Below are 15227 nucleotides of genomic sequence, written 5' to 3'. Positions count from 1 at the left end.
AGTTTATGTTAGTTATAGGACCGCATATATCAATAGCAAAAGGATTTACAAAGGCTGCAGAAACAGCAGTAGAGATTGGAGCAAATACGTTTCAATTTTTTAGCAGAAACCCAAGAGGTGGAAGTGCAAAAGCCTTTGATGAGAAAGATTTAAATAGATTTCAACAAATAAGAAAAGAAAATAACTTTGGACCACTTTTAGCACATGCACCATACACTATGAATCTAGGTGGGGCAAAAGAAGAAGTGTATGAATTTGCTAAAATGGTAATAAAAGAAGATATAGAAAGAATGAATTATTTAGGTGTAGAGTATATATGTTTCCATCCAGGAAGTCATGTAGGTGGAGGAATAGAAGCTGGAATTGAAAAAATAATTCAAGGATTAAATGAAGCTATAAAAGGTGATGAAAATATAACTGTACTTTTAGAAACTATGTCAGGGAAAGGTACAGAAATAGGATTTGATTTTGAGCATATAAAGAAGATAATTGATGGAGTTAATCATAAAGAAAAAATGGGTGTTTGTTTAGATACTTGTCACGTATTTTCTGCTGGATATGATATAGTTAATGATTTAGACGGAGTACTAGAGGAATTTGATAGAATAGTTGGATTAGATAAATTAAAAGCTGTTCATTTAAATGATAGTATGATGGACTTTGGTCAAAAAAAGGACAGACACGAAGTAATAGGTGACGGTAAAATTGGATTAGAGGCAATAATTAACTTTATAACTCATCCGAAATTAAAGCATCTTCCATTTTATTTAGAGACACCTCTTGAAGATGAAGGTCATAAAAGAGAAATTCAAATGATAAAAGATATACTGACTTCTAAGTAAAACTTATACTATAATATAGGTATAAAAGATACCGTAGATAGGGGTGTATTATGGATTACTTAGGAAATACTGATATGAAAATAAAAAGAGTAGGGTTTGGGGGTATTCCGATTCAAAGAATAACTCAAGAAGATACAAATGAGGTTATTAATGAATTAGAGGCTCAGGGCATAAATTTTATAGATACAGCTAGAGGGTATACAATAAGTGAAGAATATATAGGAAACGCAATTGAAGGTAAAAGAGAAAAGTTTTTTATAGCTACTAAAAGTATGTCTAGAGATTATGAAAATATGAAAAAAGATATTGAAATAAGTCTTAAAAATCTTAAAACAGATTATATAGATTTATATCAATTACACAATGTGAAGCCAGAAGAATATGATAATATATTTGAATATGATATGGCATATAGAGCCTTATTAGAAGCGAAAGAAGAAGGTAAAATAAAGTATATAGGAATCACTAGTCATGCTTTAGAAACAATAGAAAAGGTAGTAGAAACTGATAAATTCTCTACTATTCAATTTCCATACAATATAGTAGAAGATCAAGCTGATGAGGTTTTTAGAAAAGCTTATGAAAAAGGTATTGGAACTATTGTTATGAAGCCTTTAGCAGGAGGAGCTTTAGATGATGCAACTTTAGCAATAAAGTACATATTATCTAAAGAATATATAAGTGTGGCTATACCAGGAATGGATAGTGTAGAACAAGTTAAACAAAATATATCTGTAATAGGGAATACTAAATTAACTGAAGAAGATAATGAAAAGATTGAAAAAATAAGAAATACTTTAGGTAAAAGGTTCTGCAGAAGATGTGAGTACTGTATGCCATGTCCAGTTAACATAAATATACCTACGAACTTCTTATTAGAAGGATATTACACAAGGTACAACTTAAAAGACTGGGCAAAAGAAAGATATGCAGCTCTTGATGTTAAAGCCAGTGATTGTATAGAATGTGGTAAGTGTGAGACTAAATGTCCTTATGAGTTACCAATAAGAGAAATGTTAAAAGACGTAGTATCAAAACTAGGATAAAATATTTAGAAGGTTGTATCAAAGTGAAATTCTACTATATGATACAACCTTTTTTAATGCTCTAATGGATAAAAATATTATTTGGGATTTATAATATAAGAAACATCAAACTTAGACACGGGATAAAGTTCTATTTCTACTCGTGGATTTTCTTTGTCTATGAAGTCGAATAACAGAACTGGTTTAAGTTGTTTGTCGTTTTTTATTATTCCGCTTTTTTCTATACCATCGCAGATACTTTTTGGGTAGTTGTGCAGGTCACCCATCTTTTTGTTTGGGAAGTATAACTTAAGTATAGTTATTAAATCTTCTTCAATTGTTTCGCCCTGGTACTGTTGATTAATGAATCCTGCAATCATGTTTTCGTAAGCTAAATATTTGGAATGTTTACCTGTTGATGGCATCCATGCTTGACCGTGAACATTATGAAGTTTAAAATTTGATTTACTAATAGGTCTACCTGGTATTGTTAATTTAATCAAATTATCACCATCCTTATGTTTAGTTATTATAAAACTAATATACCATTATTGAAAGGAAATTTTATGGATAAAAATAAATTAAAAGAATTTTGTAAAAGTATAGGACTAAAATGTGTAGGTATAGCAGGTGTTGGTCCTTATAATAATTTAGAGAGAATTATAAAACATAAATTAGCGAATGGATACTTTACTGGTATGGAAGAAGCTATTATTGAAAATAGAATTAATCCTAAAAACACAATGGAGGATGCGGAGTCAATTATTGTATGCGCTTTTCCTTATTATATTGGAGAAAAGGAAGATTCAAATATCTCAAAGTACTGCTATGGAAAAGACTATCATATTGTTGCTAAAGAGATGTTACAAAAAATATGTGATTATTTAGAGCAGGAAATAAAGGGATTTGAATATAAGATTTTTGCAGATAATGGACCGTTGGTGGACAGGCATTTGGCTTATTTATCTGGAATAGGTTATTTTGGAATAAATAATAACATTATAACAGATGAATATGGATCTTATGTTTTTATAGGATATATAATAAATAATTATCAATTTTCCCCAGATGAGCCTTTGCCGAAAACCTGTATTAAGTGCAATAAATGTGTAAAATATTGTCCGGGAAATGCTATATTGGGAAATTTTGAGTTGAATCCTAAGAGATGCTTGTCTTATATTACCCAGAAAAAAGGAGAATTATCTGAGGAAGAAATATCGGTGCTAAAAGAAAGTGGTAAAGTATTTGGATGTGATATTTGTCAAGATGTATGTCCTCATAACAATAAAGTACCTATAACTGAAATTGAGGAGTTTAAGGATAACATAATAACCAAACTTAATTATGATGAAATTAATGAAATATCAAATAAAGAATTTAAAAGAAGATATGGAGATAAAGCATTTAGCTGGAGAGGCAAAGGTATCATTAAGAGGAATTTAGAGGTTGTTCAAGAAATTCAAAAATAAATAGAGTAAAATTATCCAAACTTCAATCATATACTTTAATAAATATCTAACTTAACATTGATATCTATATTTATGGTTAAGAAGGGAGGATGGTTTATGCTAAGTTATAATAATACATCAGAAATAGAGGAATTACAAAGCATATTGGGTCAAGAAAGAGCAATAGAGGCTATGGAAATTGGGTTAAGAATAGATAATCCTGCCTATAACATATACTTAGCTGGAGACTCAGGGACTGGAAAAAGCACATATGCTTTAAAAGCTTTAAACAAATATGCAAGCAATAAGAATACCCATAAAGATTGGTGCTATGTATATAATTTTGAGCAAACAAGAGAACCAGTAATTATTGGTCTCGAAAAAGGCTTAGGTAAAGTATTTAAGAAAGACATGGAAAAGTTAATTGAAACTTTACTAGATGAATTAAGAGATGCTTTTGAAAGTGAAGATTTTGAAATCGGAAAAAATCAACTTATTGAAGAGTTTGAGATAGAAAAAGAAGCTTTACTAAAAAAAATAAAGAAATATGGTGAAGAAAGAGGCTTTAAATTAAAAAATAGTAAAGTAGGAATGGTATTTATACCAATTAAAGAAGAAGAAGGAGAAGAAGACGCAGACGATGACGAATTCTACAAAGTAAAAAGAGATTTAGAGAATATGGCAATTCAAGTTGTATATAAAATAAGAGATTTAGAAGATGCAGCTAAAGAAGCCATATTAGAACTAGAAGAAGAAGTAGGAAAGTTTGTAGTTGATCCTCATATAAATTCTTTAAGAGAAAAATATAAGGAATATGACAAGGTATTAGTATACCTAAAAAATATTAGAAAAGATATTTTAGAGTATGTATATTTATTCTATATGGACGAAGAAGAATTAAAAGATAAATATGATAAAGATCATTTTACGAGATATAAGGTTAATTTATTTGTAGATAATGGTGGAGATAAAAATATAAACTCTGCGCCGGTAATAGTAGAAATAAATCCTAGTCCAGCTAATTTATTTGGAAAGGCTGAATATGATTATTACAATGGTAATATTAAAACAGATTTTACAAAAATATTGCCTGGAGCTGTTCATAAGGCAAATGGCGGTTATTTAGTTTTATATGCAGATCAACTTTTAAGATACTCACTATCTTGGGATATGTTAAAAAGAACTATTCAATCTAGAAAAATAAGTGTAGACACACAAACCGCAATTAAGCCGGAAAGTATGCCTATAGATATGAAGGTAATCTTAATTGGCAGTAATTATATTTATAATGTACTATACAATTATGATAGTGAGTTTAGTAAGTATTTTAAAATACTTGTAGATTTTGACAATGAAATGGATAAGAGTGGAAATAATGAAGAGGGTATTGCTAGATTTATAGCGCTTCAATGTAATAAAAATAAATTAAAGCATTTTACTTATGAAGCAGTTCAAGAAATTATAAAATATAGTACTAAAATAACTGGTGATGAAGAGAAACTATCAACTCAATTTAACAAAATAATGGAGATAATAGTTGAGGGTAATGCTTATTCTAATATGAAAGATACTGAGTTTGTAGATAAAGAAGATGTTATAAAAGCTATTTATGAAAGAAGAAATAGATTATCAAGAATTGAAAATAAGATTGATGAATCTATGGAAAAAGGATTTACATTAATAGAAACAGAAGGTGAAAGGGTAGGCGTAATCAATGGATTGTCTGTTCTTAATATGGGTGAATACTCTTTTGGAAGACCATCTAGAATAACTGTAACTACTAGCCCAGGCAATAAGGGTATTGTAAATATTGAAAGAGAAGTCGATATGAGTGGGCCTATACACAGTAAAGGGGTATTAATATTAGGTGGGTATTTGGCTGAAAACTTTGCTCAGGAATTCCCTATATCACTAAATTCATATATATGTTTTGAACAAAACTATGGTGGTGTAGATGGAGATAGTGCAACTGGTGCAGAACTATACGCACTATTATCTTCTTTATCAGGGCTTCCAATAAAACAAAGTATTGCGGCTACAGGATCTATGAATCAAAAAGGTGAGATTCAAGTTGTAGGAGGAGTTACTGAAAAAATAGAAGGATTCTACTATGCTTGCAAGCAAAAAGGACTTACAGGAGACCAAGGAGCTATAATTCCTAAAAATAATATTAGAAACTTAATATTAGATGATGAGGTTAGTAATGCAATTAAGGAAGGTAAATTTAAGATATATCCAGTTGAAAGAGTAGAAGAAGCTGTTGAAATAATAACTGGCGTAGAATTTGAAAAAGTAAAAGAACTAGTAGTAGCTAAGTTGCGTAAGTTTTATGAAATTCAAATGCCAGCAAAAAAACAAGTTTAGTATATAAAAAAACTGGGTAAATATAGAAAAAAAGCAAAAGCAATTAAGTTTTTGCTTTTTTTGTTTATTGTAGAAATAATTCCATAAATAATATGAAAGTAAGTTATAATATATTATTTAATTATGATAGATACTATAATTATTAAAACAAAAGAGGGAGATTAAAGTGAAAAACGTTAACAAAATTTTAGATGTTTTAGAAGAAACTTATCCAGATGCAAAGTGTGAGCTAAATTATACTACAGCATTTGAATTGTTAATTGCAACTATTTTATCAGCTCAATGTACTGATGTAAGAGTTAACATAGTTACAGAGGCAATGTTTAAAAAATATAATACACCACAAGATTTTGCAAAACTAAGTATAAGTGACATCGAAAAAGAAATAAAAACTTGTGGACTATACAAAAGTAAGGCTCAAAAGATAAAAGAAACATCGCAAACTATATGTGAAGATTATGATGGACAAGTACCAGATTCATTAGAGGAGCTTGTAAAACTACCAGGTGTGGGAAGAAAGACAGCAGGAGTAGTACTTAGTAATGCTTTTAAACAACCTGCAATAGCTGTAGATACTCATGTTTTTAGAGTATCCAATAGGATAGGTATAGTTAATACATCTACACCTGAAAAAACTGAGTTTGCATTAATGAATGTTATACCAAGGGATAGATGGTCTCATTCTCATCATGTTTTAATCTTCCATGGAAGGAGGATGTGTAAAGCAAGAAAGCCAGAATGTGAAATTTGCCCTATAAAAAGTGATTGTAATTACTATCAAGAAGGGACTGACAGAGTTGAAAAAGCTTAGTGTGGTAGTAGTATTATCAATGGTAATCTTTTTTTTAGGAAATACAATATGTGTAGAAACACTAGAACTAGAAGGCAAAATCCACAAAAATGTTTATATCGAGAATATAGACTTTTCGGGATTAACAAAAAGTGAAGCGGAAATTAAATTAAAAGAGATAATAAAAAATAATGACGAGCTTAATCTACACTGTGGGGAAAAAAACTATCAAATAAAGTTAAGTGAACTAAATATAAACTATAAAATTAAAGAAGCAATAGAAGATGCGTACTCTATTGGTAGAGGGGAAGGTTTTATCTCTAATATAAAAACTAAAGTAAAGCTTGATATGGGAGAGACTTGTAAAATAGACCTAAAATACATTTATGATGATAAAAGTATAGAAAACTATATTAGTTATATAAAAAAGGAAATTGATAAAGAACCTATAAATGCTACTATAAAAATAGAAAATGATTCTATTGCTTTAGAAAAAGAAACCTATGGTGTGAAAGTTGATACTTCTAAATTGAAGGATATTCTCATAAGTAAGGCAGATAAAATAATTTTAAATGAAGAACAAATGCCTATAGGATCTATTAAGCCAATACATGTTGAAGAAGAGTTGAAAAAGATAGATACAGTGCTGGGAACTTTTGAAACTCGTTTTAATAAAAATACAGTGGGTAGAGTTAATAATATATATGCAGCGGCAGGAGTGACAAGTAATATACTAATAAATCCATATGAAGAGTTTTCGTTCAATAATTATACTAGCAGTAAAGAATTTATATCAAAGCTTCAAAAGGCACCAGTCATAAGAAATGGTAAGTTGGAAGATGGACTAGGTGGTGGTATATGCCAAGTTTCAACTACAATATACAATGCAGCGCTATATGCTGGACTAGAAATTACTAATGTTAGAAATCATTCAATACCAAGTTCTTATATTGAAAAAGGAAGAGATGCTACTGTTTCTTCTGGGAGTTTAGACTTAAAATTTAAAAATAATTTTGACACGCCTGTATTGATTTATAATAAAGTTTTTGAAGATAAAATAATTACTACAATATATGGAAATAGTGGTAATAAGAAAGACATTGAAATAGTTACTGAAACTATAAAGACTATACCAAAGAAAATAAAATATATAGATAGTGATAAATTATATATAGGTCAAAGAGAAATAAAGAAAAAAGGCAGAGAAGGTTATAAAGTAAATACATTTAGAGTATATAATAGCCAAGAAGAGCAAGTTAAAGAATTAATATGTGAATGTTATTATCCTCCTATGGAAGAAGAAATTTTACAAGGAACTAAGAGGAAAGAAATTATACCTAAAGAAAATGTAGTACCGAAAGAAGAAGCTCAACCAAAAGAAGATACTAAACCGAAAGAAGAACCAAAGGAAAATATTAAACATGATTTGAATACAGAAATTATTTAAAAATAAAATCTCCTATTTACGTAAAACTAAATAGGAGACTTTAATTTATTATAAAGTAAAGTACTTACAAAACAACTTTTCTGTTATAATTATAAAATATTAAAATAACAAGGAGGATGAACATGGGATTAAATGTAGTTTTAGTAGAACCAGAAATACCACAAAACACTGGTAATATCATAAGAACATGTGCTGCAACAGGAACAACACTACACCTAGTAAGACCACTAGGATTTTCATTAGAAGACAAATACTTAAAGAGAAGTGGGCTTGATTATTGGGATATAGCTAATATTCAATACTACGATAGCTTTGAAGAAGTTGTAGAAAAAAACCCAAACGGAAAGTTTTTCTTCTCTACAACTAAAGTGAATCAATCTCATTCAGATGTTGAGTTTGTAGATAATTCTTTTATTGTTTTCGGAAAAGAGACAAAAGGATTACCAGAAGACTTAATTAAAGCAAATTTAGAAACAGGTATAAGAATTCCTATGGTTAATAATGAGAAGGCTAGATCACTAAATCTATCTAATTCAGTAGCTATAGTTGTTTTTGAAGCCTTAAGACAATTAGGTTACCCTAATTTACGATAAAATATATATAGAGCACTATACGAATAATGTGATATACTATTAATAGGATATGCAATTGAATAATATGAGCTATATAATTAAAAGACTAATATTAGTATGTTTTTTATTATATAGCTTTCAATTTGTCGAAAAATAAAAAATAAAGTAAAAATTGTATAAAATAGATATAGAAATATAAAAAGAAATAGTGTAAAATTAAATTAATATTACATACAGATAATAATTTGGGAGGGTATTTATGAAACTTAAAAAGTTATTAGCTTTAGGTTTAGCTACAGTTATGACTACAGGAATGTTAGTTGGATGTAGTTCAAAGCCTGATTCTGATTCATCAGACAAAGATGGTGCAGGATCAAAGGATAAGGTTTACAAAATAGGAATGGTTACTGACGTTGGAGGAGTAAATGACGAATCATTCAACCAATCAGCTTGGGAAGGTTTACAAAAACTTCAAGAAGAGCTTGGTAAAGATAAGGTAGTTGTAAACTACAAAGAGTCTAAGCAAGCTACAGACTATGTTTCGAACTTAGATGGATTTGTTGATGATGATTATGATTTAATAGTAGGTGTTGGTTTCTTAATGCAAGATGCTGTAAAAGAAGCAGCTGAGAATTATCCAGAGCAAGAGTTTGCTTTAGTAGATGGATTCTATGATGGAGGAAACTTACCAAATGTAACAACTTTAGGATTTGAAGATAACGTTTCTGCATATATGACTGGTTTAATAGCTGGTAGGATGACTGAAACAAACAAAGTAGGATTTATAGGTGGTATAGAAGGTGTAGTTATAGACAGATTCCACTTTGGATTCATGGCTGGTGTTAAAGATTCTAACCCAGATGCTGAAATAAAAGTTCAATATGCAAACAGCTTTGATGATGTTGCTAAAGGTAGAGCTATAGCTAGTCAAATGCACAAAGACGGAGTTGATATAATATTCACTGCTGCTGGTGCTGTTGGAAATGGTGCTATAGAAGTTGCTAAAGAAAACGGTAAAAAAGCTATAGGTGTTGATAAAGACCAAAATAGCTTAGGACCAGACAACGTTATAACTTCAGCTATGAAGAGAGTTGATAGTGCTGTTTACTTAATAGGTAAGCAATTAGTTGAAGGTAGCTTCAAAGGTGGAGAGCATATAGTAAATACTTTAGCTATGGAAGGTGTTGGTATAGCGCCTACTAGTGACAAGAATGTTCCACCAGATGTATTAGAATATGTTGATGCACAAGCTAAGAAGATAATGGATGGAGAAGTAAAAGTTCCTGAAAATAAAGAACAATACGAAGCTTCTTACAAATAAGAATAAATTATGATTATAGGAGATGTAATTAAAGTAGGTTGATTCTACTTTGTTACATCTCTTTTTTACGTGTAAGGGACTATGATACCTCATGATCTGAGCATAACTCATGCAACCAAGTGATACGAATACAACAATAGTAAGTAAAATGGAAATCACAGACGTGGTCGCTTAGAAAAGCTTTTGAGCAGCATTAATATAATGGGGTAGATGAAGTTAAAGAGAATTTTTTATGGATAAAAAGTAAGAAATTGAGAAATATATTCCTATACATAATTATTAGTGTAGGAGGTAATATGATGAATTTTAAAAAAATACTAGCATTTACAACATCATTAGCACTTGCAACTACAATGTTAGTTGGGTGTAGTAAAAAGACAGAGGAAACGCCAAATGAAGTTCCATCAGGAGGCAAAAAGATAAAAGTCGCTATGGTAACAGATACAGGTGGAGTAAATGACCAATCTTTTAACCAATCAGCATGGGAAGGACTTCAAAAAATACAAAAAGAATATGGTAAAGAAAAAATAGAAATTAAATACTTAGAGTCTAAACAAGACGCAGATTATGTGACAAACCTTGAAACTTTATATGATGAAGGCCAAGATTTAATTATAGGTACAGGATTTAACTTAGCTGATGCTATAAAAAATGCATCAGAACATTATCCTGATCAAAAGTTTGCTATTGTAGATTATTCTTATGGTGATAAGCAACCTGAAAATGTTAAGTCAATATTATTTAATGACCAAGAAGCTTCTTATTTAGTTGGTGTAATAGCAGCTAATATGACTAAAACTGACAAAATAGGATTTATTGGTGGAAAAAAAGGTGATGTAATAGGTAGATTTGAATATGGATATAAAGCAGGATTTAAATCTATAAAGCCTAATGGAGAAGTGTTAGCTCAATATGCGGACTCATTTACTGATTCAGCAAAAGGTAAGGCTATAGCTAATCAAATGCACAAGGATGGTGCAGATGTTATATTTACAGCAGGTGGAGATGTTGGTACTGGTGCTATAGAAGCAGCAAAAGAAGCTAATAAATATGCTATCGGTGTTGATAGAGACCAAAATGACCTTGCTCCTAATAATGTTATAACATCTTCAATGAAGAGAGTGGACAACGCAGTTTATAATATAGTTAAAGAATTAGAGGAAGGTAAATTTAAATCAGGAGATACAGTAGTTTATGGTTTAAAAGATGATGGTGTTGGAATAGCACCGACTACAGATAAGCTAGTAGATGCTAAAATAATAGAAGAAGTAAACTCAATAAAAGATAAAATAGTTAAAGGTGAAATAAAAGTACCTAGTAATGAAGCTGAATATAATGAAATGTTTAAATAAAATATAACATTCGATTGTTAAATATTAAAATAGTCAGAAAATGAACGTTAAAAAGAAGAACTGTTATTTAAGTTCTTCTTTTTTTTAAGACAAATAATATATAATAAATCTAAAAAATACTATTAATATATTAATTTAAATACGTTAAATACAATATTTCCATAAGAATTGGAAATAATAATATGTAAGTGAATTAAAAGTGACAAAAACTTTATGAAATACACTTAATCTACTTATAAAAACAATAAGTATATATTATAATTAAACTGTTGATATATTTGAATATACTAAAAGCAAAAAAAAATCAATCATAATGCAAAAATTGTCGAAAAAGCATTTGTTATACTTAAGATATTTTAGTATAATTAAAATACTGACTATTAAAATAAGGAGGGAAATAAGGAGCGATGAATAATAGAAATGTCGACTACAGTCAAAAAGTTGTAGAGATGAAAAATATAACTAAAAAGTTCGGAAATTTCGTTGCCAATGACAGTATTAATTTAACTGTACATAAAGGTGAAGTACATGCTCTTTTAGGAGAGAATGGAGCTGGTAAGTCTACACTAATGAACATTTTATATGGTTTATATCAGCAAACATCAGGCGAGATACATATAAATAGCAAATTAGTAAAGATGGACAATCCTAATGTTGCTATAGAAAACGGAATAGGGATGGTTCATCAGCATTTCATGCTTGTGCAACCTTTCACTGTAGCTCAAAATATAATACTAGGTACAGAACCTACAAAAGGTGCTGGAGCCGTAGATATGAAAAAAGCTATAGAGGATGTTAAAAAGCTTTCAGAACAATATGGTTTATATGTTGATCCTATGGCTAAAATTGAAGATATTACTGTAGGTATGCAACAAAGAGTAGAAATATTAAAGGCTCTATATAGAGGGGCAGAAATATTAATACTAGATGAGCCTACTGCAGTACTTACACCACAAGAAATAAATGAACTTATACAAATCATAAGAAATTTAACAAAAGAAGGAAAATCAGTAATTATAATAACTCATAAGTTAAAAGAAATAAAAGCAGCTGCTGATAACTGTACAATCATAAGAAGAGGTAAGTACATAGATACTGTTGATGTTTCAAAAACAACAGAAGATGATTTAGCTGCAATGATGGTAGGTAGAGAAGTTAGCTTTAAAGTTGATAAAGACGAAGCAAAGCCTAAGGAAAATGTTTTAAAAATAGATAACTTAGTTGTTAGAGACAATAGAAAGATAGCTGCGGTAAATGGTTTAACTTTAGAAGTTAAAGCAGGAGAAATATTAGGTATAGCAGGTATAGATGGTAACGGACAATCAGAATTAGTTGAAGCTTTAACAGGACTTAGAAAAGCTGAGTCTGGAAGCATAAAAATAAATAATCATGAAGTATTAAACAATAGGCCTAAAGAAATCTTCAACAAAGGTATAAAAAATATACCAGAAGATAGACAAAAAAGAGGTCTTATACTTGATTTCAGTGTTGCAGAAAATACAGTATTACAAAACTACAAGGATCCTAGATTCTCGAAAAATGGAATACTAAATCATGCAGCAATAGAAGAACATGCAAAGAAAATAGTAGAGAGATTTGATGTAAGACCAACAGATTATACTACTAAGGCAAGAGCTTTATCTGGAGGTAACCAACAAAAGGTTATAATCGGTAGAGAGGTAGATAATATAGAGGTATCAAGAAATGCTACAAATGAACCTCAATTATTTATAGCAACTCAGCCTACAAGAGGTCTGGATGTAGGAGCTATAGAGTTCGTTCATAAATCACTAGTAAAACAAAGAGATGAAGGAAATGCTGTTTTACTTGTTTCTCTAGAACTAGATGAAGTAATGAATGTATCAGATAGAATAGCTGTTATATATGAAGGTAAAATAGTAGGAATATTAGATGCTAAAGAAGCAGATGAAAATACATTAGGATTTATGATGGCAGGAGGTGCAGAAGATGAGCAATAAGACTAAATCTAAGAAGAAGATAGATATTGCGGATAATATGATTGTATTCTCTATAATATCTATATTACTAGGATTATTAGTTGGAGCAATTGCACTAACAATAGCTGGATTTAATCCATTAGAAGCTTATGGAGCTATGATAGAAGGTATATTTGGAAAGCCTAAATTTATAGCATGGACAATAATAAGATCAACACCACTTATATTAACAGGTCTTTCAGTTGCATTTGCATTTAAGACAGGTTTATTCAACATAGGGGCTGAAGGTCAATTTATTATAGGTGCATTAGTTGCAACTATGGTAGGAGCAGGTTTAAACTTACCTCCTATAATACACGTACCATTAACACTTTTATTAGCAGCAATTGGTGGTGCTGTTTGGGGTGGATTTGCTGGATGGTTAAAATCTAAGTTTGGTATAAATGAGGTTATAGCAACAATAATGCTTAACTGGATAGCGTTCTATTTCAGTAACTTCATGATTAAGAGTACTTGGTTAGCTAGACCAAACAGTGAAGCGTCAGTTAGTATAAATGAATCAGCAAGTATAGGTATAGATTGGTTAACTGACTTAGTAGGACCAGCTACAAAGGTTAACTGGGGTATCGCAATATCTATAGTACTTGTTTTAATAATAGCATTCATATTATTTAAAACTACTCTAGGATTTGAGTTAAGAGGAGTTGGACACAATAAGTTTGGTGCTGAATATGGTGGAATAAACGTTAATCGTTCTATATTACAATCTATGGCTATCGCAGGTTTACTTGCAGGTGTAGCTGGTGCGATACAAGTAATGGGGGTATCTCATAATATTACTGTTCTTGCAGCACAAGAAGGATATGGATTTGATGGTATAGCTGTTGCACTTATTGCAAACAGTCACCCAATAGGAGTAATATTCTCAGGATTATTATTCGGTGCATTTAAATATGGTGGAACTAAGATGCAAGCTATAGGAGCACCATCAGAAGTAATCAATATAGTGATCGGATCTATAGTTTACTTTATAGCATTAAGTAGTGTATTAAGATCTTTATATATAAAGATGAGAGATAAAAGAAATAAAGGGGGTAATATATAATGCAAGATTTAGCTTTAATTATTAGTACAACATTAATGTACTCTACTCCCCTAATATTTGGAGCATTAGCAGGAGTATTCTCTGAAAACTCAGGTGTAGTAAACCTTGGAATAGAGGGTATGATGACTATAGGTGCTTTTGCAGGAGCAGCGGCAGGTGTATTAGTTGGAGACCCATGGATAGCTTTCATAATAGCTGGTTTAGCAGGTGGAGTATTTGCTTTAATACATGCAATATCTACAGTAACATTTAATGCAGACCACACAATATCAGGTGTTGCTATAAACTTATTAGCGCCAGGTGTTGCATTATTTATATCTAAAATAATATTTGATGGAGCAACAATGACTCCTACAATACCTATGGAAAACAAAATACCTAGACCATTAAATGGAGTATTTGAGTCAGGGAGTATATTAGATACTATATTTAACTCATATGCGACTGTGTATTTAGCTTTCATATTAGTATTTGTTGTTTGGTATGTACTTTATAAAACTAAGTTTGGTCTTAGAGTAAGAGCGGTTGGAGAACATCCAGGAGCTGCAGATACATTAGGAATAAACGTTGCTCGTACAAGATACATGGCAGTTATTATTTCTGGTATATTAGCTGGGTTTGGTGGAGCTTCAATGAGTTTAGCTGTTGTTTCTTCATTCAGACCAACACTTATATCAGGACATGGATACATAGCTATAGCAGCTGTTATATTTGGTAAGTGGAGACCTCAATGGGCTACTGCTGCTTGTTTATTATTTGGATTCTCTACTGCATTATCAGTATATCTTGGTAACCCAGAATTACCGTTCCATATAAATGAAAACTTATTATCAATGATACCTTATATATTAACATTAATAGTACTTGTATTATTCGTTAAGAGTTCTAAGGCTCCGTCAGCACTTGGTAACCCATATAGAAAAGGTGAAAGATAACATAAATAAGATGCATTCTAGTGATTTATATCACATAGGATGCATTTTTTTTTTGAGCAACGGACGAA

Annotated in this window: 13 protein-coding genes; 12 read left to right on the top strand and 1 reads right to left on the bottom strand. The window is 30.5% G+C overall.

Annotated elements, in window-relative coordinates; translation table 11 throughout:
* The first annotated feature begins 5 nt into the window (after nt 1-5).
* Together ACI48P_RS17890 and ACI48P_RS17885 are read left to right on the top strand one after the other, a co-directional pair.
* Nucleotides 6-842: a deoxyribonuclease IV gene (locus ACI48P_RS17890; protein ID WP_475218263.1), complete on the top strand. Its 837-nt coding sequence runs from the start codon at nt 6-8 to the stop codon at nt 840-842.
* Between the two features lie 50 nt (nt 843-892).
* Nucleotides 893-1888, top strand: coding sequence for an aldo/keto reductase (locus ACI48P_RS17885; protein WP_475218262.1), 996 nt, complete (start codon nt 893-895; stop codon nt 1886-1888).
* Nucleotides 1889-1965: 77 nt separating this feature from the next.
* Here ACI48P_RS17885 and ACI48P_RS17880 read toward each other — a convergent pair whose 3' ends face one another.
* Complete coding sequence (locus ACI48P_RS17880; protein ID WP_475218260.1) at nt 1966-2370, bottom strand: RusA family crossover junction endodeoxyribonuclease; 405 nt, start codon at nt 2368-2370, stop codon at nt 1966-1968.
* A 63-nt stretch (nt 2371-2433) separates the two neighbouring features.
* Here ACI48P_RS17880 and queG point away from each other — a divergent pair, with 63 nt between their 5' ends.
* From queG to ACI48P_RS17830, 10 genes are all read left to right on the top strand, one after another.
* Complete coding sequence (gene queG, locus ACI48P_RS17875; protein WP_475218258.1) at nt 2434-3336, top strand: tRNA epoxyqueuosine(34) reductase QueG; 903 nt, start codon at nt 2434-2436, stop codon at nt 3334-3336.
* A gap of 96 nt (nt 3337-3432) precedes the next feature.
* Nucleotides 3433-5679, top strand: coding sequence for an AAA family ATPase (locus ACI48P_RS17870; protein WP_475218257.1), 2247 nt, complete (start codon nt 3433-3435; stop codon nt 5677-5679).
* Between the two features lie 166 nt (nt 5680-5845).
* Entirely contained in the window at nt 5846-6490 is a 645-nt protein-coding gene (gene nth, locus ACI48P_RS17865; RefSeq protein WP_475218255.1) for an endonuclease III, read from the top strand.
* Complete coding sequence (locus ACI48P_RS17860; RefSeq protein WP_475218253.1) at nt 6477-7916, top strand: VanW family protein; 1440 nt, start codon at nt 6477-6479, stop codon at nt 7914-7916. Before nth ends, ACI48P_RS17860 begins: the two co-directional genes overlap by 14 nt.
* 122 nt (nt 7917-8038) lie before the next feature.
* On the top strand, nt 8039-8509 hold the full coding sequence (gene trmL, locus ACI48P_RS17855; RefSeq protein WP_475218251.1) for a tRNA (uridine(34)/cytosine(34)/5-carboxymethylaminomethyluridine(34)-2'-O)-methyltransferase TrmL: 471 nt from the start codon (nt 8039-8041) through the stop codon (nt 8507-8509).
* A 238-nt stretch (nt 8510-8747) separates the two neighbouring features.
* Nucleotides 8748-9809: a BMP family lipoprotein gene (locus ACI48P_RS17850; RefSeq protein WP_475218249.1), complete on the top strand. Its 1062-nt coding sequence runs from the start codon at nt 8748-8750 to the stop codon at nt 9807-9809.
* 299 nt (nt 9810-10108) lie between these two features.
* Nucleotides 10109-11161 (top strand): BMP family lipoprotein, encoded by a 1053-nt coding sequence (locus ACI48P_RS17845; RefSeq protein ID WP_475218247.1) that lies wholly within the window; start codon nt 10109-10111, stop codon nt 11159-11161.
* 407 nt (nt 11162-11568) lie between these two features.
* A complete protein-coding gene (locus ACI48P_RS17840) occupies nt 11569-13140 on the top strand; it encodes an ABC transporter ATP-binding protein (RefSeq protein ID WP_475218245.1) in 1572 nt (523 codons plus the stop codon).
* Nucleotides 13130-14224, top strand: a complete 1095-nt coding sequence (locus ACI48P_RS17835) for an ABC transporter permease (protein ID WP_475218243.1) — start codon at nt 13130-13132, stop codon at nt 14222-14224. The genes ACI48P_RS17840 and ACI48P_RS17835 overlap by 11 nt, the downstream gene beginning before the upstream one ends.
* Complete coding sequence (locus tag ACI48P_RS17830; protein ID WP_475218241.1) at nt 14224-15159, top strand: ABC transporter permease; 936 nt, start codon at nt 14224-14226, stop codon at nt 15157-15159. The genes ACI48P_RS17835 and ACI48P_RS17830 overlap by 1 nt, the downstream gene beginning before the upstream one ends.
* The last annotated feature ends 68 nt before the right edge of the window (nt 15160-15227 follow it).

It is taken from the genome of Romboutsia sp. LXY-2 (genome assembly GCF_056171995.1).
The sequence above is the reverse complement of the archived record's forward strand: the minus strand, read 5'-3'. Positions and strand labels throughout refer to the sequence as shown.